Annotated in this window: 21 protein-coding genes; 7 read left to right on the top strand and 14 right to left on the bottom strand. The window is 56.5% G+C overall.

Translation table 11 applies throughout. The features are described from left to right. Window positions 1-29 precede the first annotated feature (29 nt). Window positions 30-1,148, bottom strand: a complete 1,119-nt coding sequence (locus tag D9N13_RS23890; protein ID WP_290594677.1) for an MBL fold metallo-hydrolase — start codon at window positions 1,146-1,148, stop codon at window positions 30-32. Window positions 1,149-1,268: 120 nt separating this feature from the next. Between D9N13_RS23890 and prlC the strand changes: the two genes are divergently transcribed. From prlC to D9N13_RS23875, 3 genes are all read left to right on the top strand, one after another. Next, window positions 1,269-3,305, top strand: a complete 2,037-nt coding sequence (gene prlC / locus D9N13_RS23885) for an oligopeptidase A (protein ID WP_290594676.1) — start codon at window positions 1,269-1,271, stop codon at window positions 3,303-3,305. After that, on the top strand, window positions 3,302-3,496 hold the full coding sequence (locus tag D9N13_RS23880; protein WP_290594675.1) for a YheV family putative zinc ribbon protein: 195 nt from the start codon (window positions 3,302-3,304) through the stop codon (window positions 3,494-3,496). The genes prlC and D9N13_RS23880 overlap by 4 nt, the downstream gene beginning before the upstream one ends. A 118-nt stretch (window positions 3,497-3,614) precedes the next feature. Continuing rightward, the gene (locus tag D9N13_RS23875) at window positions 3,615-4,163 is read left to right on the top strand and encodes an outer membrane beta-barrel protein (protein ID WP_290594674.1); all 549 of its coding nucleotides are present in this window, start codon (window positions 3,615-3,617) and stop codon (window positions 4,161-4,163) included. Window positions 4,164-4,211: 48 nt separating this feature from the next. On the opposite strand, the gene D9N13_RS23870 is transcribed toward D9N13_RS23875, so the two are convergent. Genes D9N13_RS23870 through znuC form a run of 4 tightly spaced genes read right to left on the bottom strand, consistent with a single transcriptional unit; the run spans window position 4,212 to window position 8,004 of the window. Further along, window positions 4,212-4,907, bottom strand: coding sequence for a hypothetical protein (locus D9N13_RS23870; RefSeq protein ID WP_290594673.1), 696 nt, complete (start codon window positions 4,905-4,907; stop codon window positions 4,212-4,214). A gap of 10 nt (window positions 4,908-4,917) precedes the next feature. Beyond that, window positions 4,918-6,426, bottom strand: a complete 1,509-nt coding sequence (locus D9N13_RS23865) for an FMN-binding glutamate synthase family protein (RefSeq protein WP_317622549.1) — start codon at window positions 6,424-6,426, stop codon at window positions 4,918-4,920. A gap of 2 nt (window positions 6,427-6,428) precedes the next feature. Then, complete coding sequence (locus tag D9N13_RS23860; RefSeq protein ID WP_290594672.1) at window positions 6,429-7,220, bottom strand: metal ABC transporter permease; 792 nt, start codon at window positions 7,218-7,220, stop codon at window positions 6,429-6,431. Continuing rightward, window positions 7,213-8,004 carry a zinc ABC transporter ATP-binding protein ZnuC gene (gene znuC / locus D9N13_RS23855; RefSeq protein WP_290594671.1) on the bottom strand — a complete coding sequence of 264 codons (792 nt, stop codon included), beginning with the start codon at window positions 8,002-8,004 and terminating at the stop codon, window positions 7,213-7,215. The genes D9N13_RS23860 and znuC overlap by 8 nt, the downstream gene beginning before the upstream one ends. A 178-nt stretch (window positions 8,005-8,182) precedes the next feature. On the opposite strand from znuC, the gene D9N13_RS23850 reads away from it, so the two are divergent. Beyond that, window positions 8,183-10,756 (top strand): ExeM/NucH family extracellular endonuclease, encoded by a 2,574-nt coding sequence (locus D9N13_RS23850; protein WP_290594670.1) that lies wholly within the window; start codon window positions 8,183-8,185, stop codon window positions 10,754-10,756. A gap of 86 nt (window positions 10,757-10,842) precedes the next feature. Next, window positions 10,843-11,808: a zinc ABC transporter substrate-binding protein gene (locus D9N13_RS23845; protein WP_290594669.1), complete on the top strand. Its 966-nt coding sequence runs from the start codon at window positions 10,843-10,845 to the stop codon at window positions 11,806-11,808. Between the two features lie 12 nt (window positions 11,809-11,820). Here the strand turns inward: D9N13_RS23845 and D9N13_RS23840 are convergent, their stop codons facing one another. Beyond that, window positions 11,821-12,720 carry a LysR family transcriptional regulator gene (locus D9N13_RS23840; RefSeq protein WP_290594668.1) on the bottom strand — a complete coding sequence of 300 codons (900 nt, stop codon included), beginning with the start codon at window positions 12,718-12,720 and terminating at the stop codon, window positions 11,821-11,823. Between the two features lie 128 nt (window positions 12,721-12,848). Between D9N13_RS23840 and D9N13_RS23835 the strand changes: the two genes are divergently transcribed. After that, entirely contained in the window at window positions 12,849-13,532 is a 684-nt protein-coding gene (locus D9N13_RS23835; protein WP_290594667.1) for a glutathione S-transferase family protein, read from the top strand. Here D9N13_RS23835 and D9N13_RS23830 read toward each other — a convergent pair. The 8 genes from D9N13_RS23830 to D9N13_RS23795 are packed head-to-tail and all read right to left on the bottom strand — an operon-like array spanning window position 13,529 to window position 20,510. Further along, window positions 13,529-14,590, bottom strand: a complete 1,062-nt coding sequence (locus tag D9N13_RS23830; protein WP_290594666.1) for a 50S ribosomal protein L11 methyltransferase — start codon at window positions 14,588-14,590, stop codon at window positions 13,529-13,531. The genes D9N13_RS23835 and D9N13_RS23830 overlap by 4 nt on opposite strands. A 28-nt stretch (window positions 14,591-14,618) precedes the next feature. Further along, on the bottom strand, window positions 14,619-15,077 hold the full coding sequence (locus D9N13_RS23825; protein ID WP_290594665.1) for a DoxX family protein: 459 nt from the start codon (window positions 15,075-15,077) through the stop codon (window positions 14,619-14,621). A gap of 56 nt (window positions 15,078-15,133) precedes the next feature. After that, complete coding sequence (locus D9N13_RS23820; RefSeq protein ID WP_290594664.1) at window positions 15,134-15,406, bottom strand: Rieske (2Fe-2S) protein; 273 nt, start codon at window positions 15,404-15,406, stop codon at window positions 15,134-15,136. Next, window positions 15,387-16,247, bottom strand: coding sequence for an iron-containing redox enzyme family protein (locus D9N13_RS23815; protein ID WP_290594663.1), 861 nt, complete (start codon window positions 16,245-16,247; stop codon window positions 15,387-15,389). The genes D9N13_RS23820 and D9N13_RS23815 overlap by 20 nt, the downstream gene beginning before the upstream one ends. Next, window positions 16,216-17,049 carry a dihydrodipicolinate synthase family protein gene (locus tag D9N13_RS23810; RefSeq protein WP_290594662.1) on the bottom strand — a complete coding sequence of 278 codons (834 nt, stop codon included), beginning with the start codon at window positions 17,047-17,049 and terminating at the stop codon, window positions 16,216-16,218. The genes D9N13_RS23815 and D9N13_RS23810 overlap by 32 nt, the downstream gene beginning before the upstream one ends. Beyond that, window positions 17,042-17,557 carry a DUF6190 family protein gene (locus D9N13_RS23805; protein ID WP_290594661.1) on the bottom strand — a complete coding sequence of 172 codons (516 nt, stop codon included), beginning with the start codon at window positions 17,555-17,557 and terminating at the stop codon, window positions 17,042-17,044. The genes D9N13_RS23810 and D9N13_RS23805 overlap by 8 nt, the downstream gene beginning before the upstream one ends. After that, window positions 17,544-18,740, bottom strand: coding sequence for an aminotransferase class I/II-fold pyridoxal phosphate-dependent enzyme (locus D9N13_RS23800; RefSeq protein ID WP_290594660.1), 1,197 nt, complete (start codon window positions 18,738-18,740; stop codon window positions 17,544-17,546). The genes D9N13_RS23805 and D9N13_RS23800 overlap by 14 nt, the downstream gene beginning before the upstream one ends. Before the next feature lie 39 nt (window positions 18,741-18,779). Next, window positions 18,780-20,510 (bottom strand): multicopper oxidase family protein, encoded by a 1,731-nt coding sequence (locus tag D9N13_RS23795; RefSeq protein ID WP_290594659.1) that lies wholly within the window; start codon window positions 20,508-20,510, stop codon window positions 18,780-18,782. A 131-nt stretch (window positions 20,511-20,641) separates the two neighbouring features. Here D9N13_RS23795 and D9N13_RS23790 point away from each other — a divergent pair, with 131 nt between their 5' ends. Continuing rightward, on the top strand, window positions 20,642-21,679 hold the full coding sequence (locus D9N13_RS23790) for a helix-turn-helix transcriptional regulator (protein WP_290594658.1): 1,038 nt from the start codon (window positions 20,642-20,644) through the stop codon (window positions 21,677-21,679). Window positions 21,680-21,735 lie beyond the last annotated feature (56 nt).

Below are 21,735 nucleotides of genomic sequence, written 5' to 3'. Positions count from 1 at the left end.
TTTTGTCTCAGTGGCGCTTGGCTTATGCCTTAAAGCGTGGGCTTTATAATTGTCTCAGGAGGATAGGTTATGGTGCCGCCAATGGGCAGGGTGAGGAACCTGCCCTGATTCAGGGCGCCGTTCCGCACCTGGGCTTCCAGCCGTTGGCGGGGCTCGTCCAGCGGCTCGGCGGATAGCTGGAATGTGGACCAGTGCATACCAATACTGAGGCGGGAGCGGATGTCATTGTGGATGGCGATGGCTTCTTCCGGGTTGACGTGATTGTTTTTCATAAACCAGCGTGGTGCATAGGCGCCAATGGGGATCAGTGCCATGTCCACCGGCCCCAGGCGCTCAAAGGTTTCCTTGAACTGCACACTGTTGTAGCCGGTGTCACCGCCGAACCACAGGCTGAAATCCGCCAGATCCAGGCGCCAGGCGGCCCACAGGGTCTGATAACGGTCGGTGAGCCCGCGGCTGGACCAATGCTGGGTGGGGGTGGCGGTGATGGTGGCACCGTCCATGGTACGGCTCTCCCACCAGTCCATCTCCTCCACCCGAACCGGGTCGATCCCCAGATCCACAAACCAGGCTTTCACCCCCAGCGGCACAAAGTAGCGGGGCCCGTTGCCCAGGGCCCGGATGGTGTCGGTATCCAGATGGTCATAGTGATTATGGGAGATCACCACCCAGTCGACGGCGGGCAGATCCGGCACATCGTACACCAGTGGTGCCAGCCGCTCAGGCCCGGCGAAGGCTAACGGCGATGCCCGGTAGGAGAGAATGGGGTCGGTCAGCAGGGTGCGCCCCTGATGACGAATCAGGAACGTAGAATGGCCCAACCAGGTGACCGTGGGGCGATCCGGTGTTTCTGTCAGAGGGCTTGCCTGCTCCACCACCCGGATCTGATCCCGTTCCTCGTTGTGATCGGCGTAGGGATCGTCTCCAAACCAGCGCATGCGCAGATAGGAGAACACATTCTTGCCTTCATCATCGACGTACAGATTACGAAAGCCGGTGTCGGTATGGTGAGGCGGGCGGGATTCGGTGGTGTCCGGGGCCTGAGGCGGAGTGCCCGGTTCGGTGTCGTTGGCCTGGCAGGCAGACACCGGCAACAGCACCAGACTGAACAGCAAAGTGAATCGTATCCCACCGCAGAGAAGGATCATAATGGCTTGGCCCTTGTATTTTGTTGTCGCTCGACCCATCTAACTTTAATGCTAGAATGAGCTTACATTGGTGCAGACACCGCACTGACATTCCCATGTTCTGTTGATAAAGATGTTGCCATGAATCCATTGCTTGAGCCAAAAGAATTACCCGAATTCAGTCAGATCAAGCCGGCCGATGTTGCGCCGGCCCTGTCCCAGATTATTGACAATAACTATCAGCGCATCGAAGAAATCGTTGCCCACGTGAAGCAGCATGACGTAACCCTGGAAAATTTTCTGCTGCCGTTTGAAGACATCAACGACACTCTGGGCAAGATGTGGTCCCCGGTGAGCCACTTAAACAGTGTGATGAACAACGACGAACTGCGTAACGCGTACAATGCCTGCCTGCCGAAATTGTCAGAATATTCCACCCGGCTGGGTCAACACAAAGGCCTGTATGAAGCCTACAAGGCATTGAAGGATTCCCCGCAGTTTGAAAACTACACCGTGGCGCAGAAAAAAGTGATTGATAATGCCCTGCGGGATTTTCACTTATCGGGCATTGACCTGCCGGCAGAGCAGCAAAAACGCTATGGTGAGATCAGTAAACGGTTATCGGAGCTCACCAGCAAGTTCGCCGAGAACGTGCTGGATTGCACCAACGCTTTCAGTAAACACATTACCGATGTCAACGAACTCAGCGGCTTGCCGGAAACCCAGTTGCATGGTGCCGAGATTGCCGCCAAGGCCAAGGATCTGCAAGGCTATGTGTTGACGCTGGATATACCGGTGTACATCGCCGTGATGACCTACTGTGACAACCGCGACCTGCGGCGGGAATTTTACGAGGCCTACAACACCAAGGCATCGGACCAGGGGCCGTTTGCCGGCCAGTGGGACAACAATCCGTTAATGGAAGAGATCCTGAGCCTGCGTCACGAGCTGGCGCAACTGCTGGGTTTTCATAATTACGCCGAGCGCTCCATCGCCACCAAGATGACGGAAACCACCGAGCAGGTGATGGCGTTTCTGTACGATCTGGCGGACAAATCCCTGCCGGTGGCGAAACAGGAATTTGAAGAACTGAAACAGTTTGCCGCCGCGCAATGCGGGCTCAATGATTTGCAGGCCTGGGATGTCAGTTACGTCAGTGAAAAGCTGAAGCAGGAACGCTACGCCATTTCACAGGAGGCGCTGCGCCCCTGGTTTCCGCTGGAAAAAGTATTGAGTGGTTTGTATGAGGTGGCAGGGCGTTTGTTTGATGTCACTTTCCAACAGGCGGATGGCATCGATCTGTATCACCCTGATGTGCGGTTCTATCGGGTTTACAAAGGGGATGAGCACATTGCCGGCTTCTATCTGGACCTGTACGCCCGCGCCAACAAACGCGGCGGTGCCTGGATGGATGTATGCCGCTCGCGGCGCCGAACCCTGGCCGGTGGTTTGCAAAAACCGGTGGCCTACCTGACCTGTAACTTCAATGGCCCGGTGGGCGACAAGCCGGCATTACTGACCCATAACGAAGTGACCACCCTGTTCCATGAGTTCGGCCACGGCTTGCATCATATGCTGACCCAGGTGGAAGAAGATGCCGTGTCCGGAATCGCCGGTGTGGCCTGGGATGCGGTGGAGCTGCCCAGTCAGTTTATGGAGAACTGGTGCTGGGAAAAAGACGCCATTCCTCTGATGTCCGGCCACTACCAAACCGGCGAGCCGTTGCCGGATGCCATGCTGGAAAAAATGCTGGCGGCAAAGAATTTCCAGTCGGCCATGATGATGGTACGGCAATTGGAATTTTCCATCTTTGATTTTCGCATTCACATGGAATACCAGCCGGGCATGAACATTCACAGCGTGCTGGAAGACGTACGCCAGCGGGTGGCTGTAATCGAGCCACCGGAATTCAACCGCTTTGAATGCAGCTTCAGCCACATCTTTGCCGGTGGCTATGCCGCGGGCTACTACAGCTATAAGTGGGCGGAAGTGTTGTCGGCGGATGCGTTTTCCCGCTTTGAGGAAGAAGGCATTTTCAACCCGCAGGCAGGCCGTGATTTTCGTGAACACATCCTGGAGAAGGGCGGTTCCGAAGAGCCCATGGAACTGTTCAAACGCTTCCGTGGCCGCGAACCGAAAGTGGACGCATTGTTGCGCCACAGTGGGTTGGCCGCATGAGAAAAATGTTCATCGCCGGGGCCAAGTGCCCCGAATGCGGCCAGGAAGATAAAATCTTCGTGTATCAGAAGGATGGCGAAGACATCGCCGAGTGCAACGCCTGTGGTTACACCAGTGTGCGGCCTAAGGATGTGGAGCCGGTACTTAATTCAGAGCAGTTGGTTGATGGGGTATTGAAGATCGTAAAGTGATGCTGATTTTTTGCACTGAACTGTGCCATAATCCGTGGGCTTGATCGAAAGGCGCGATCGTTAAGACGCGCCGTTTTTATATTAATAATGCAATCAATTTAGTTTTAAGGAATTCATTATGGGTACAAAAGCAATTAGGGCCGTTGCCCTGGCTGGCGTGGTGTGCGCGTCTGCTCAGGTCATGGCGGAAGGGGCCTATGTGGGGATGGATTACAGCATCGTGAAAGCGGACATCACCGCGGATTGGTATGCGGGTAAGTTCAGCGCTGATCCCACTGCTTTGCGCTTCAAAGTGGGAACCGGGATTAATCAGAATTTTGCCGTGGAAGGGTATTTTGCCACCGGTTTGTCGGAAGACACCATAGAGGGTGATCTGGAAGCTGAAGTGGATAGCATGTTTGGCATTGCCGCCAAAGGCATCATCCCCGCTTCGGAATCCTTTGCACTGTACGGAAAACTCGGCTTTGCCAAGGTGACGTTCGAAGATTCCGTTGGCGATAAGTATAAAGGTGACGGCCTGGAATACGGTGTGGGTGCCCAGTTCAATGTCAGCGAAGCGGCCGCCATTGTACTGGAGTATTCGTTCCTGCCTGATGCCGACAACGACTATTGGGAAATCGATGTGGAATCCGAAGTGATTTCCATTGGCTTCCAGGCAAATCTCTAGTCTTGCCGCCTTTGCAGTGGCCGGGGGTGCCTGGCCATTGCAGCTTCATTAAAACAATCGTTTGGTCACCGTCAAAAAATAGATATCGCCGTCTATATCAAACTGGCCCACGGATTTGCTTAAGTTAACATCCGCTTTCATATGGCGTACGCTGCCACCCATCCAATAGTTGTCCAGCAGTTGGAATTCAAACCCTGCCCGAGCGTAGGCACCGACGGTAAAATCCGAATGGTAGTTGTCGGCATCTATGTTGATGGTGGTGCCTTCAAAGGATGTGGGTTCCGGTGCTTGCTCCGCCACGTTATCCACTTTGGCTGTGGCGAACAAAAACAATGGTCCGGCCCCAACGTAAAAGCGCAGACGATCAATCGGTTTCAGGCTGGCGTACAGGCCCATAAAGGTTTCAAACGACCAATAATCGTTGTCCACGCTGATGCGAACGCTGCCGCCATCGCCACCGCCGCTGGCATAGTATGAGACGCTGTCGTTCTGCCAGGAGAAAAATCCACCCCCTTCCCAGCCATAGCCGATCACATCGTCTTTCCAGATCACTTGGGCCGCGGCTCCCAGATAGGGAATGCTGTCAGGTAGATCGCCTTCCAATACGTCGTCGTTGGTGTGGATGCTGACCGTGTTGTCGTTCAGTTTTAGTGAACCGAACATAACCTGGCCATACAGTGGTGCTTGCACGCCGGCGCCATGGGCGTACAAGGGCAGCAACAACAAAAGGGTCAGGCAACGCATGAGAAATCCTTTAAACGTGTTCCCGTTGATAGAGACGGTCCAGGCTGATGGAGTGCCCGTTTTCCATTACCCGGCGGGCGTGGTGGCGGCGCAGTTCACGGGATTCCCTGACACCACAGGAATGGGCGATGATCCCCACTTCACGTTCTAGATTGTGGTGGTAATGATAAACCCGCACGGCTTTGTCCTGTGGGTCGAGGCCTTTTTGCAAACGCGGATTATGGGTGGTGACCCCCGTCGGACAGGTATTCTTGTTGCATTGCAATGCCTGGATGCAACCCAGGGAAAACATAAAGCCGCGGGCGGTGACAACAAAGTCCGCGCCCACGCAGATGGCGGTGGCCACGGCGCTGGGGGTGATCAGTTTGCCGGAACAAACCACGCGAATCCGATCCCGCAACCCGTAGGCCACCAGTTTGTCCACCAGCAGTGGCAGGGATTCCCGGATGGGTAATCCCACATCGTCAATCAGTGACATGGGGGCGGCTCCGGTGCCGCCATCAGCGCTGTCCAGGGTGATAAAGTCAGGCGCCGACGCTGCTCCCCGTTGTTTGATTTCAGTGAACAGTTCATCCAGCCAGTCGGGGCTGCCCAGCACCGCCTTGAAACCGGTGGGTTTGCCGGTAATGGTGCGAATGGTGTCGATCATATCCAATAGGTCGCCAGCGCATTTGATCTCCGGGTGGCGGTTAGGGCTGATGGAGGCCTCCCCCTCGGGAATGCCGCGAATGGCGGCAATTTCCGCGGACACTTTAGCCGCCGGCAGAATGCCGCCCTTGCCGGGTTTAGCGCCCTGGCTTAGTTTGAGTTCGAACATGCGCACGTTTTCGTGGGCGGCAATCTGGCGCAGTTTTTCTGCGCTCAATTTACCCTGCGCATCGCGCACACCGTATTTGGCGGTACCGATCTGAAAGACGATGTCGCAGCCGCCTTCCAAATGCCAGGATGACAGGCCGCCTTCCCCGGTATTCATCCAGCAGCCCGCCAGTTTGGCACCGTTGGACAGTGCCCGCACGGCCGGCTTGGACAGGGCACCGTAACTCATGCCGGAAATATTGACGATGGATTTGGTGCTAAAAGGGGTGGGGCAGTCAGGGCCGATGGTAATGGCCGAGTTTTCCACGGCATCTTCATCCAGGGTGGGATAGGGGGTGTTGACGAAGATGATGGCGCCGGGTTTGGTGAGATCCTTGCTGGAGCCAAAGGCCACGGTGCAGTCAATGTTTTTTGCCGCCCGATAGATCCAGGAACGTTGTGCCCGGTTGAAGGGCAACTCCTCCCGGTCCATGGCAAAAAAATACTGGCGGAAGAATTCACCAACGTGTTCGAACAAATAGCGAAAGCGGCCAATCACCGGGTAATTGCGGCGAATGGTTTGCTTGGTCTGGTTGCGGTCCACAAAATACATCACCAGTACCACCGCGGCGGTGGTGCCGATGGCGAAAATAAAAAACGCGGCCATTAATTCCAGCGCGGTAAACAACAGGGTACTGATGCCATCCGGTAACAGGCTACTCATGGTTATGCATCCTTTCTGCGGGCAAAAACAAAAATCAACAGAAACGCCAGGCTGGCGCACAGCACGATGCTGGGCCCGGCCGGGGTATCGGCCTGCCAGGACAGCGTCAGGCCAAGGATCACCGCCGCCATGCCCACCAGGCTGGCCAGCAATGCCATGCGTTCCGGTGTCGTGGCCAGTTTGCGGGCGGCGGCGGCGGGGATGATCAACAGCGCAGTGATGAGCAGGGCGCCCACCACTTTCATGCCAATGGCCACCACGCTGGCCAGCAGCAGCATAAACAGCAGGCGGATCAGGCCCACCGGGGTGCCTTCTGCCTGGGCCAGTTCCTGATTGATGGCGATGTTGAGCAAGGGTGTCCAGATAAAGTAGAGGGTGACACCGATGAACACCACCAGCGCACCCACCCAGTACAGGTCGTCGAACCCGGTGGCCAGCAGATCACCAAACAACAGCCCCAGCAGATCCACCCGCACGGTTTCCATCAAACTGACCAACACCAGGCCCAGGGCCAGTGTCCCGTGGGCCATGATCCCCAACAGGGTGTCGCTGGCGATAAAGCGTTGCCCCTGCAGTACGGTCAACGCCAGTGCGATGCTGCTGCTCACCGCAATCACGCCGATGGCCAGATTCAAATCGAAGAGAAAGCCCAGGGCGATGCCCAGCAGGGCGCTGTGGGCCAGTGTGTCGCCGAAATAAGCCATGCGCCCCCACACCACAAAACAGCCCAGGGGGCCGGCGATGGCGGTGAGCAGCAAGCCCACCAGCAGGGCGGGCAGCACCAGTTCAATCATGGTGGCAGCCCCCCTGATGCCGGTGTTCTTCGGCGGGCCCGTCTTCCGCCACCACATGGCCGTGCAGATCATGATGATGATCGTGGTTGTGGGTGTAGACGGCAATGTCCTCCACTTCAGCATGGTTGAACAAACTCAGATACTCCGGGTGTTGCGACACCGACTCGGCACTGCCGGAACAACACACATGCTGGTTCAGGCACAGTACCTGATCGGTTTGTGCCATGACGAAATGCAGATCATGGGACACCATCAAAATGGCAAAGCCCTGTTCATCGCGCAGTTCCGCCAATAGATGGTAGAGCGCCTGCTGGCCCTGCAGGTCCACACCCTGGGCCGGTTCATCCAGCACCAGCAGGTCCGGTTCCCGCAGCAGTGCCCGGGCCAGCAATACCCGCTGAAATTCGCCACCGGACAGGCTCTGCACGGCGCTGTGGCGCAGGCTGCGGGCGCCAACCCGGCGCAGTACGTCATCCAGCGGGCGGGCATCGCCTTTATTGGCCAGGGTCAGAAAGCGCTCAACGGATAACGGCAGGCTGGCGTCCACCGTCAGCTTCTGCGGCATATAACCGATCTTTAATCCCGGGCGCTGCTTGCAGGTGCCCCGCGTAGGGGTATACAAGCCCAGAATCACCTTGAGCAGACAGGATTTGCCGGCGCCGTTGGGGCCGATGATGGTGAGGATTTCCCGGGGGCGGACATGAAACGAGATTTGATCGAGAACCCGACGACTTTTGAAGTCGAGGCCTACGTCGTGCAGTTCAACCAGGGTGTGTTCGGTCATGAAAGGGGTTCATTCAGGTTACAGTGGTGTCGATGGTGCCATGCTAAACCGGTTGGCCCATAGACACAAATACACGCCGGGTACGTCTGCACATAAAAAATTCATCAAGTTTTCATGGGCCGTTCATGGCGTTGGCCAACACTGGGCGTTTTACACGTCTCATGGCAGGGGAAGAACCATGTGGAATCATAAAATCAACCTGGCCGCCGCCCTGGCGGGATTGTGTCTGACGGGCAACGCCGTTGCCGCCGCTGATCTGCTGATCTCTGAATACATCGAAGGCAGCAGCAACAACAAAGCCATCGAGCTGTTCAACGGCACGGATCAGGCCATTGATCTGGCAGCCTATGAACTGGCGATGTATTTCAACGGCAGTACCAGTGCCGGACTGGTGCTGAACCTGAACGGCAGTGTGGCAGCCGGAGAGGTTTATGTGGTAGCCCACAGCAGTGCCGCCGAACCCATCCTGGCGCAGGCGGACTTCACCAGTAGTGCCGGGTTTTTCAACGGCGATGATGCCATTGTACTGATGAATGGGGGAGTAGCGATCGACAGCATCGGGCAGGTGGGGTTCGACCCGGGCAGTGAATGGGGAAGCGGGGCTACCAGCACCCAGAACAATACCCTGCGGCGCCGGGCCACGGTGGACACCGGTGACGCCAACCCGGACGATGCTTTTGATCCGGCCCAGCAGTGGGTCGGCCTGCCGGCGGACAGCTTTGACGATCTGGGGCAGTATCAGGCGGGTGACGATGGCCAGGAGCCCGCTATTGCCCTGGGTCAATGCGGTGACAGCGCCACCTTGATCAGTGTCATTCAGGGGGCAGCGCAGGCCTCGGCCCTGGAGGGTGAGCCGGTGGTGGTGGAAGCCGTGGTAACCGGCCTGCGTGACAATGGCTTCTTCCTGCAGGAGGAAGCAGGGGATCAGGATGGGAATGCCGCCACCTCGGAGGGGTTGTTTGTGTTTTCCTACGCGGCGCTTGGCAGCGTAACCCCCGGAGCAACCGTGCGCGTACTGGGCACCGTGGATGAATACTACGGCCTGACCGAAATCACCGGCCTTGCCGGCCTGCAGAATTGCGGTGGCAACACCCAACTGGAAGCGGTGGAGCTGACCTTGCCGTTCGCTGATGATGCTGCCGAGGCGGCGGCGCTGGAGGCGCTGGAAGGCATGCTGGTGGCGGTAAACGATCTGCAGGTAACGGACATCAACGACCTGTGGCGTTATGGTGAGATCGGATTGAGCCATGAATTGAAGCGCGCGCCCACGGACCGGTTTGCCCCGGGCACCGCCGGCTACGAGGCAGTGGTGGCAGCCAACCGCCGCAACCTGATCTACGTGGAAGACAACAGCGGCAGCCAATACCCGGACCGGCTCAGTTTCTTCCCGGATTTCAGCTACGCCACGCCCCTTCGAATCAGTGACCGGGTCAGCACCATGGGGCCCCTGAACTATGCCTTTGGCCGCTATCGTATCAATCCCCTGGATACCATTGAGGTGGCAAGCCAGCGCCAGAGCGTACCGCAACTGCAGCGCGGTAATCTCACCCTGGCCAGCTTCAACGTATTGAACTACTTCAACGGCACCGATGACGGCAGCGGAGGGGTTACGTTCGATTATCCCCTCAACCGCGGTGCCGAAAATGCGCAGGAATTTGCTTTGCAGGAGGACCGTATCGTGGCCGCCATGGTGGCCATGGATGCTGATGTCATTGGCCTGATGGAAATTGAAAACGATGGCTTTGGTGATGACAGCGCCATTGCCAGTTTGGTGGCAGCGTTGAATGCACAGCTGGCGGAGGGGGATCACTATGCCTTTATTGCCACCGCCGACGGCAGCCCGGTGGGCAGCGATGCCATTGCGGTTGGATTGCTATACCGGCCTTCGGTGGTGCAGCCCGAAGCCGGCGCCATCACCATCCCCATGCCGGTGCAAACGCTGGATGACGGTTCGCTGGTGCAGATGCGCACTGCACTGCTGCAGCGTTTCCGCCATCGGGATAGCCGGCAACCCTTTGCGGTGGTGGTGAACCACTTCAAATCCAAGGGCTCCGGTTGCTGGGAGGACGCCAACCTCAATGATGTGATCACCACGGCCCAAAGCAGCTGTAATGCCCTGCGGGTGTCGGCCGCGGTGACCCTGGCCAATGGGCTGGCGGCGGCTGGCCTGCCGCAGCGGGTCATGATCATGGGGGATCTCAATGCCTACAGCGCCGAAGATCCTTTGGCCGTACTCACCGGCTATGAGCCGGACCAGCGTGGCTACACCATCATGACGGCGGTCAATACCGCAGCGGACAACGGTGAGTCCGTGGTGGCGCCCACCTTTGACTATCGCAATGTGGCGCCGCAGTTTGATGCTGACGGTTTCTCCTACTGGTTTTATCAAAGCGGCCAGGTGGGCAGCCTGGATCATATTCTGGTGAACGAAGGGTTCAGCAACGACATCGTGGATGCCCGCCACTGGCCGATCAACGCGGTGGAGGCCTATCAACTGCAGTACGACCAGGCACTGACCTATTATCCGGATGCCGATGGCTATGCCTTCACCGGGGTTGGTCCCTTCCGCAGCTCAGATCACGATCCGCTTCTGGTCTCGGTGCAACTGGAACCCCGGCGTCCAACATTGCAGGGTGTGTTCCGTATCGCCCGGGCACTGGGCCAGGCCGCCCAGGGGGAGCAGGAACGCTATGATCTGGATGGCGATGGACGCATCACGGTGCAGGATCTGCTGGCCTATTTAGGGCTGTAAATAGCACCGGGGCGGCCACAATCATGAACCCCTGCATTGGCCATGATATACTGCCCGCCCCGTGTATTTTGCTCCCAGGTCGACTCATGTTGTATCGAACCGTTATCAATAGACTCCTGATCAAACCAAGCCTTGGCATCGTACTGCTGTTGTTATGCTGGGCCACATCGGTGACGGCGGACACCAGGCCCACCCGCCACATCATGGTTTCCATGCGCCCCATTGCCCTGCTGGTGCAGGAGCTGACCCAGGGGCTGCCGGTGCAGGTCACCACGTTACTGCCGCAAGGGGCAACCCCCCATGACTATGCCTTAAAGCCCAGTGACCTGCGTGCCATGATGGAGGCGGATCTGGTGGTGTGGTTGGGTGAAGCCGGTGAGCCCTATCTGGAAGGGGTGGTGGCCAGGACCGGGGCACAGATCGCGTGGTCCGCGCTGCCCGGTTTGGTGCAGTTGCCCCCACGGCCGGCGCTGCACGAGGATCATCAGGGTGGCCATGATCATCACCATGTGGATTCGCAGCAGGGCCATCACCACTCCACCACCTTTGACCTGCATTTCTGGTTCAGTGTGGACAATGCCGTTACCTTGGCCGATGCGGTGGAACAGGCATTGCTGGCCCGTGACCCCAAGCTGAAAAACGCGCTGGCGCAAAACAAGGCGGCGCTGGTGCAACGTCTGCAGCAGCAACGGGATCAGAGCCGGCTGCTGCTGGCCCAGGCGGCGGGCCCGTTTATGTTGTCCCACGATGCTTATTACTATCTTGAGCAGGATCTGGGGATTCAGTCTGAAGGCGCTATTTCATTGGATCCCGAAATCAAGCCCGGGGTCAAACACCTGATGGCCATCAAGGAGCGAATCGAAGACCACAAAGTGCGTTGTGTGATTTCCGATCCCTCAGTGTCCAATGCGTTGCTGAATAAAGTGGATACCCAACCACCCTTGGTGCGGCTTTCCATCGATCCCCTGGCCTGGGATTACCAAGGCAATGGGTTTTCCGAATGGCTGTCCAGTGTGTACGTAAAAATGGTGGTCTGCACCACTGCCGGTTGACCCAGCAGGGAATCAACCGTCCAGCAAACCCAGCTCCTGAAACACGTGATGTTGACGGAGCTGTTCCGAAATAAAATTCTTGAACAGTACCAGGCGGGCACAGCCTCGCAAATCCGGATGCATCAGTATCCAGATTTCGCTGCGAAACGCATCCTGCAGACAGAACAGCCGGTGCAACTCCGGCTTGAATTGATCATCCGGCAATAAAGCGATGCCGCAACCGGCCTGGGCCAGTGCCGACATCGCCATCAGATCATTGCAGCGGGCCACGACCTGGTGTGGTTCCAGATGCTCCTCCGCCCACTTGAACACCGCCAGATGCTGCAGCGATTGATTGGCGCAGATAACCTGCTGGCCAACCAGATCAGTAATGGGATCCGGGTGTTTTGCCAGGTACTCGCTGCTGGCATAGGCTGCCCAGCGCAGTGAAAACAGTTTTTGCCCGATTAAATGTTCCGGTGGATTGGCGGTGGCCCGTATGGCCAGATCCGCTTCCCGCCGGGACAGGTTGTAATCGGCGTTGCTGGCCATCAGGCTGATGGTAATGTCGGGATACTGTGCGTGAAAACGCTCGATCAAAGGCGGCAGGTAACGGTAGGCGAAGTTATGGGGCGCAGTGAGGTGGATGGTGCCTTTCAATTCATCATTGCGATTGAACAGCATTCGTTTCATGTCATCAATGGTGGTGGCAACCCGCTCGGAATAGGTGACCAGTTCCTCACCCAGCACCGTCAGGCGATAGCCTTCCGGCAGCCGATCAAACAATCGCACTGACAAGTCTTCTTCCAGGTGGTTGATGCGTCGAAACACGGTGGAGTGGGTCACCCCCAGGGACTGCGCCGCTTTGGCCAGAGAGCCGTGCCGGGCCACGGCGTTGAAATAGTGAAGGTCGCTCCAGTCGAGTTTTTCCATGGTTCATTCATCCGTGACGGCGTGCTGATCTGCAAAGGTGGTTTGCATAAATAGCGCTGTTCACACCTTGGTAAATCACTATGGTTGATACTGATGGATGTCATGAGTAACGAACAGGAGCCGTCATCATGCAACAACATGAGTTTACACTAATCAGTCACCATTTGTGCCCCTATGTACAACGTTCCGTTATAGTGCTGACGGAAAAAAACATACACCATGAACGCCGCTATATTGATTTGTCCGATAAACCGGAATGGTTTATTGAGCTATCTCCCACCGGCAAGGTACCGGCTTTACGGGTGAATCACCAGGCGACGTTGTTTGAGTCCGCCGTAATCTGTGAATACCTGAATGAAATCACGCCGGGCAGCCTGCATTCTTCCGATCCATTGTTGAAAGCGCAACATCGGGCCTGGATCGAATACGGCTCACAGCTGTTGAACGACATCGGCCGCCTGTATAACGCCCCCGATGAGGTGGCTTACCACAGTCAGGCCGAGGTGATTGCCCGTAAATGGCGGCGCCTGGAGCTGGAAATCCATGGCGATTATTTTGCCGGCTCTGCCTTCGGTATGGTGGATGCAGCCTATGGACCGATATTCCGTTACTTCGATGTGATGGACCCGTACCTGCCTCTGGATGTGTTCGAAGGCTGCGTGCTGGTGCAGCAGTGGCGCCGGCATCTGGCTGCCCGCCCCAGTGTGCAGAATGCCGTGGCGGCAGATTACCCGGAAAAGCTGCTGCGCTTTCTGAAGCAGCGCAACAGCCATATCAGTGGGTTGATCGCCAGTGAAGAAATGGTTGCCTAATCCTGCGCTGGCGGGAAATCCACAGCCTCACCCATGCCCTGGGCAAACCGCGCCAGGGTGTGGCCGTTGCGTACCACACTGCCGTGCCAGAAGTACTGTTGCCGAAACCGGGTATCGGCCGCCAAAGGATAACGGCGCTCAAACGTCAGGATCACCTCATCACCTTTAATGACATTGACGGGCTGCTCGATGGGAAAGAAACTGTGTTTCCAACTGTCGGAGCTGAGCCGGTTTTCAATGTCGCCGGAGGAAATGTCCAGCACCACGTCCGCTGACAGGGTAGCGCGAAAATACCCTTTGAAACCGGTTAGCACCCAGGGCTGTTGCACCGTGAAGCGCAGCGTTTTCTGGTACTGTGGGGGCTGATCCCATCGTCCGCAGAAATCCTGCACGCAGCGGGGTATGGAAAGGTGCCGGGCGGTTGGGATGATGGTGTCGTAATACAGATTGAATGGGCTCTGAATGTTCTTCTGTTGCATGAGATCGTGCAGTTGGTAACGATCATTCAAGGTGAAGACATCACCCCGGTGCAGGCTTTGATGGGCTTTCAACGCCGCCACCGGTACCAGAAAGGTTTGCACGGCAGAGGGAATGGCACAGCCTCGGGGTTTTAGAAAGCGCGCCAACCCATCCTGAAGAATCGGTTGAAAATCTTCGTTGTCGCCGATATTACCGATGATCTCGGAAATCAGTACATCGGACTGCTGCGGCAGCTTCACGTTGTAGGAAAGATCGTTGATCGCCACGAAGCGATCGGCAAAACCCCGTTGTTGTATACGGGTTTTGGCCAGCGCCAGAATGTGAGCATCCATATCGATGCCGTACACCCGCTGGGCACCGGCTTCCAGCGCCCACTGGGCCAGAATGCTGGTACCCGTACCAAGATCCACCACCGTATCACCGGGCTTTACACTGGCCTTGATGGCAGTCTCGTAGGCTTGCATGCGAATGTGATCGCACAACATCAACTGATGAAAGTCCTCATCCCAGTCGCACAGCACTTCAGAAAAAGGCAGCCAGGGTTGTTCCGGATAATAGGGTTTAAACGGTTTGATCATGGTCGGGTACCTGTTGCAGTGCGAAGGCTCAGCCGCGGGCCAGCGTGCCGGGGGTGGGCATGCCATTGCCGGCGGCGGCGCCGGTTTCCTCGCTGTCGGGTTTAATGGCGTATTCGCCGGAGCCGATCAGCATCAGGGCGGTGGACATAAAGGCCAGAAACAGCGGGTATTCCCAACCGCCATTGGCGTTGGTGAACAACCAGCCATTGGGCAGGTGTGCCCAGGTGGCTCCCAACAGAATGGGGATCATGGCCAGTGCAAACTGCCGGGTAAAGATACCCAACAAAATGGCAACACCGCCCACCGCTTCAGCAGCGAATACCACATAGGCTAACCAGCCGGGCAAGCCGATGGAGCTGAAGAAGCTGGCGGTGCCTGGCAACGTAAACACCACCAGTTTTAAATACACGCTGTGCGACAGCAGGACCGCCGCCAGTGCAATCCGTAGTAACAGGGCACCCACACTGGGGTTGTGTAACAGGTTCATAGTGAACTCCTTATTTAAACGACAATGAATGCCTCTATAGTGTATTGAGATCGGCGTCAGTTTTGATCCAATGAATCTGCAAGGGGCGTTTGCACGCTTGCGCAGGGGCGCACCGGCAAATCCCCACAGGGCGGCCCACTGAGCTGACGTCCGTCCTCCAGGCTGAACACGGAACGGTGCAGGGGGCAGCTCAGGGTCTTGCGGGCAGTATTGATGTGCCCGTGATCCAGGCGCCCGCCGCGGTGCGGACAATACCGGGGCACCTGCACCCGCTGCTGTTCCAGTTCCACAATGAAGAATCCGCTTTCTTCATGCTGCGCTATGGGCATGTTGCAATTCCTTTTGTGTGCGAGCTTTATGGACGGCCTGTTCAAACGCATCCAGGGTAATCTGCTGACTGAAGCGCACACCGTACCAGGCCTTCTCCAGGTCCAGGCATTGCTCCTGCGCCATGGCCAGCAGCAGGCGCTTGCCTTCCAGGGCATGAAAGTGATCAATGTGGCAGTGTTCGCTGTAGTAGTGATGGGCGGCAATGCCCAGCCGTTTGCAGGCATCCACGTAACAGGGAAAGAAAAACGGAATCACACTTTCCAGATAGGTGATGGCGCCGGCAAAGTAAGAAGGATCTTCCGCCCGCAGCGTCAACCAGTAGAATTGATTCACAAAGGCGAAACTGCTGTCGGCGATGCGCTCAACATAGTGCAGCCGGTCCAGCGGCATGGCCAGTTCCCGTAACAGATTCAAATACAGGGTGGTGTGCATGCGTTTGGGATTGGCAGAGCCGAACTCGTCGATCAGAATCCGCAGCATGGGCAACTGCGCCGCCAACGGCAGGCGCGGCATAATAAAATAAAAGGCCTGCGCCTCGGTGAGGCCGTCCAGGGCAAACTCCTGTACCAGAATTCGGAATTCCTCCCGTTTCATGCTCTGTGCCACATAGTCCACGGCAGCGGATTCCGAATTGGCCTCCACCTGTACCAACTCGTCAATGGCGTCCACCAGATCCTGCACCGTGTTCAGGCAACCGGATTCATTATCGGTATCCTGCAGTGCCTCCATCACACCTTGCACCCAGTGGGATTCAAATTGCCGGTATTGGGCATCGAACGCGGTGATGTCCTGTTGCAATGCCCGTTGATTATGCTGATACAGGTGTGCTTGCGTGAGCATGGTGTTTGGCCTCCTGTAGGGCGTCCAGTGTCAGATCCGTTGCGATAACCCCTTGCTGAAACAAGATGGTTTTTACGCGTTTATACCAGTCGGGTTCAAAGATACCCTGCTGCCGGCAGCGCTCCACCAGCAGCGTGTTTTCACCGTAGTCGCGGTGGTTGATCACCTGTGCGCAGTGGCCCGGATCCAGGTTGCAGTACGATGCCATGACACCGTCGTGATCATACTGCAGCAGCTTGTCTTCCCAGCCCTGATACACTTTCACACCCATGCGGCGAATGTTGCGCAAATGGGGTGCCAGTTTCTCCTCGCCGTTGGATTCCTTGATGGCCACTACCCGGGGCAGGGCACACAGGGTCAGCAGGGTGTCGACTTCCCATTTGTTGCGGCAAAGTTCGGATTCAAAATACACGTGAATGTCCAGTTCGGTTTGGTCGTGCACCTGAACGAAATGGTTGTAGATGGCAGCCTGGGGCAGGTCCGGATAGAACGGCGCGGTAAAGATAATACCGGTGGCGCCCAACCGTGCCGCTTCATCGGCGTAGGTAATCACTTCGCTGGTACTGGGCCGTTCGATGCCCGCAATGACCGGTTTGCCGGCGGCAAACTCAACGCAGTAACTCACCATATCCTGCCATTGACTGGGGGACAGCAGCCACCCTTCACCGGAGGTCAGGCAGGGCACAAACCCGGTGGCGTGTGGCTGCAGTTGTTGCATCAGTTGCCGCACGCTGTGCCGGCACACATCCCCTTGTGGGGTAAACGGGGTGATCAGTGGAATAAAAACATCCTTGTTAAACATATCGGCTTCCTTTCAAGTCGAGCATTAAAGTGACGGACTGCTGATACAGGGGTTGCAACGGCGGGGGAAACTCGCCGTTGTGATACTCCGCAACCGGGGCCAGCCAATCACCGAACTGGGCCAGGTTGCGTAACTCTGGATCATGGGTGGCCAGGTATCCGTTGCAGTTGATGACCTGTGCCAGTGTGCAGGCCTGTTGCAGACTGAGTCCGGCAAAGCGTTGCTCGCCGGTGGCACACAGCAGATCCTCCGCCTGGTAGCCAATGCGGCGAATATCCATCAGCGTGTGCAGGTTATCCATAAACGGATAGTAAGCATCCTGCTCCGCCCGCTGCCGGGCCCAGATCACATCATCGCACAGGCCCACCTGTTCCAGATTCATGTACAGTACTCTGTCCATGTGCTGAATAAAGAACTGTACCGATTGCCGGCGCCGTGTTTCATCTGCATCGTGCATGCCCAGAAAAAACGTGGCATCAATAAACAGCGGGCGCTTATCCAAGTTCATTGAGGGCGGCCTCCATACGCTCCATGGCTTCGGCAAACAGGGCCTGCTCGCGGGCAAGGGCCACGCGAATGAAACGTTGTCCACGATCGGGGTGTTTCCAGTAAAAATATTGACCCGGCAGCACATAGATCTGATGTCCCAGTAGAAAGTTTTGTACGTCGTCAGCACGCATGGCGGTGTTCTGTATTTCAAACCAGGCCACACTGGTGCGAATCAGGGGTGTTTGGTATTTCAGAATGCCTTTGTCCAAATGACGGATGGCCACCTCCCGGTTGGTATCCAGCAGGGTGCCCACCGAAGCAAAGTCATCCTGCATGCTGTCTTCCACATAGGCCGTCACCAGGCTCAGGATAAAAGGTGAGACGTTAAGCAGAACGCTGGTTACGATGGGATAAATATCATCGTTCAGGTCACGGCTGGTGAGGATGGTGGAACACTTGGCATCCTGCAGGGGCCAGGTTTTGCCGGTGTCCTCCATGGCAATGTAGCGCACGCCGGAATTCTCCAGGATCTCATACACATCGGGCCGCTTACCGCCGGAGGCCAGAATGAACGAGGCAAACGAAAAATCCAGAATCAGAATTTTGTTGAAATCACAGCAGAACCGCACCAGTTCCATAAAGGATTTGGTGCCATCGGCAAACAGGCTGAAGCCGGTGGGGTTGTTGGGGTCTACCAGCACGATGGCATCCAGCGTCAGGGCGTGTTTCATCAGGTTGTCGTAGAGGCTGCCCGCTGCGGTGAACAGGGATTCATCCAGCGCTTGCATCGGCACCTGCATGTGCTTCATCAGATCGTGAAGATTGTCAAAGCAGGGTTCGATCAGACCCACCCGCAACTTGTTTTTCATCAGATAGGTGGCGGTGATCTGCATGCCGATGGAGGCAGCGTACACCAGGTAGATGTCATCGGCCCGTTGCAGGGCGGTGTGTTGTCCATGCAGTGTATAGAACGCGTTGATGAAATCCCGTTCCGCCGCGTACTGGGTGCGTTGCTCTGCCCGGTACCATAGCTGATCCAGATTACTGACGATCTGTTTCTGGGTTGGGCTCTGACGCTGATGGGTATGGGCATCGGCCAGGTTAAAACGGGTTTTCAGGGCATCGATTTCATGCTGGGTAATGTCTTCGTGTTGATCCAGGTACCCGGGTGCAAGTGGTTCGGGCAAAGTAATAGTGTTCATAATGATATCCTTATTCGGTTTAGTCAGTTGCGGTGCGGGTTAAGGTTCGATGACAACTTTTTCCATCATGCCGTGGTCTTCGTGATCCAGTATGTGGCAGTGGGTCACAAAAGCGCCGGTAAAATCTTCGTAGCGGGAACGGATTTCAATGTTATTGGTTTGGGCATCGTTCAGCTCATCCACCAGAATGGTGTCTTTCCAGATACGGTCCACGATCACGCCGGATTCGTTGCGAAAAATCACTTCAAACGGATTTACATGAATGTGATAGGGGTGGTGGGAAAACACCGAGCTGATTTTCCAGGTCTGGGCGGTGTTCAGTTTCAGAATGCGCGGTTGATCGGGATCGTAGGGCTTGCCGTTGATCAATCCCAACCACGGGTCCACCGAAATATCAATGTCGAACTCCAGATACTCCACAATACTGGAGAGCTCACTGTCTGCGATGCTGCGCGGGCGATTGAGGCCGGCCAGCGCGGCATTGGCCGGGAAGCGGTCATACTGGCGTGCGCCCCGCACCACCACCCGCGCCAAAATATTCTGGGCACTGCCGTCCAGGCTGAATTGTTGGTTTTCGGGATTCAGGAAACAGTATTGCGCACCCAGTACCACCGGGCCCACTTCTTCATCCACCAGGTAGTAGGTTCCGCGGCGGCGAACTTTAAGCATTACATCACTGCGGTAGCCCGGCGCCATCAATACACTGTTGTCATCACTGAGCCGTTTGGTGGTGGAGGGAATACCATCTGCCGCCACCTGTACCAGTGGCAGCCGATCACCGGAGCAAGGGTCCAGCAACGCCAGTTTCACGTTTTTACGCACTCCGGCGTGAATGAAACGCCACCGCTCCACCTCACCGGGCTGCAGGATGACTTCCGGCATCACCTGGCCATTGATGGAAATATGCCAGCCCCGGTCGGCTGCCTGCTCCGCCCAGGCCAGCGGCGCAAACGTGTCGTTGTTTTCGATTTCACCCGTGTCGTTAAAGGCAATTTCCTGCAGCATCATGATCCTGTCGTCGGCATCGCGCATGGCCGGCAGGCGATCATAATCTCCTTCGATGATCAGGGCACCGCTCATGCCGCTGCCCACCTGCACTGAGCTGCCGCCGTGCACATGGGCGTGATACCAGAACGTACCCGCCACATGATTTTCCGGAATTTTAATTTCGTAATCAAAACTATCCCCGGATTGCAGTTTGATAAATACGTTGTCGCTGTTGCCGGTGGGGTCCACGTGCAAGCCGTGGGTATGGAGGTTGGTGGTGTTGAAATTATGTGGCCGGTTGTGATTGCACTCACCGTCTTCGCTACAGGGCGGATTGGTTTCCGGCGGCAGTTGATTGTTCAGGCGAATGCGCAAAGTATCTCCCGGCCGTGCCACCAGCGTGTCACCCACGGGTTGCTGGTTGTACTTGCGCAATCGCAGGCGCTGGGTGAACGCCTGGTTATCCTTGAACGAGGTAAAATCGTATTCCAGGTAGCCTGCGGTTAACGTGGTGGTGAGCTCACCGGTGCGTGGGTTCACCCGCTTCAGAGGGGCCTGCTGCAATGGCGGGTGTTGATAGTTATCGGGGCTGCGGAACCGGTTCAGGTTAAAATACTGTGCCGTTTGCAGCGCTGTGAATCGGGTGGAATCCGGATTTTCAACGAGGGTGTCCAGTTGCTCATCACTGACTGGATAACCATTGATCGGGTTGGCGTGGGCGTAAGAGCCGAGCAACGCGCTTAAGGACAGCGCACAACACGCCGTTTTCAAATAAACAGCCATAGGACTTTCCTGTTCTCATGTGGTTAGGCCGAATCAGGTTATCCAGCCAGCTTGAACAAACTGTTGCAGGCAAGACTAAAATTACGAAAACCACGTTTGCACATATGCAAAGGGGGTATTATTGTTGCGCTATGAACCGACCAGCAAAAACCTACACCGTTTCCGTTGATACCCTGCGCTCTCATGGTCGGGCGCTGGAGCAGTTTCTGCTGGAGCGGGGCGATTATCACCAACTGCTGGCCACAGTGGGGGCTCAGGTAGAACAATTGGAGGCGTTTGAACCAGAGGAACGAGTGCCTATTGAGGTGATTGCCGGAAATATAGATCAGGTGGCGGGGTGGGTGGGGGAGCCCAATCTGGGATTAAAAATCGCGCCTCTTTCGTCCCGCTTGCAACCCCGGCTGGCGTTCTTTTTCAAGCAATCGGCGTTATCCCTGGTGGACTACCTGCGGATGATTGCCCGCTACGCCTGCATCAGTACCGAAGTTATGAACATCACTATCCAGCAGGATGCGTCACACTTACTGATGAGCATCACGCCCAATGCCCCCGGACGGGTTAGCCTGCATCAAACCGAAGGGTTTGTTGCCACGGTTTGTGACATGCTCTGGCAGGCATTCGCCATTGCACCGGAGGCCATCGACTTCAGTCACGGCAACCCCTGTCCGCAGGAGGATACGCGCGTCTATGCTGACCTGCTGGGGGTGATGCCCCGCTTTCAGCAGGCACAATCCCGGCTTTACTTTACAAAAACCGACGGCGATAGCCATTACCCTGAGCACACCCCTTCTTCCATCAGCATGGATAACATTCGGGTCATGGAAGCATTGCACAAATCCGAGATTGGCATCGACAGCTGGGCGGAGCGTTGTCGATTCCTGCTGGAAATCCTGCTGTGTTATGGCGAGCCTGATAAACAGGCTTTGGCGGATCTGTTGGCGGTGTCGCCGCGCACGTTGCAACGGCGGCTGGAAGATGAAGGCCACAGCTTTCGAGGTTTGCTGCGTTCGTTGCGCATGGCGTTGGCGGTAAAGTACATCAGGGAGCGATCCCTCAGCAGTGAGGATATTGCGTTCCTGTTGGGCTACCAGGATGTGGGCCAGTATTTCAAGGCATTCAAAAGCTGGTTTGGGATGACACCAGGAGCATTTCGTAAGCAGGATACCTAACGCAGCCTGAACAAGCAGCCTGAACACCACTCACCCAGGCTGGATTGGCTCAAATG

The sequence above is a fragment of the Ketobacter sp. GenoA1 genome (genome assembly GCF_003671475.1).
In the GTDB taxonomy this organism is placed as follows: domain Bacteria; phylum Pseudomonadota; class Gammaproteobacteria; order Pseudomonadales; family Ketobacteraceae; genus Ketobacter.
This window is presented reverse-complemented; position numbering and strand designations above follow the sequence as displayed.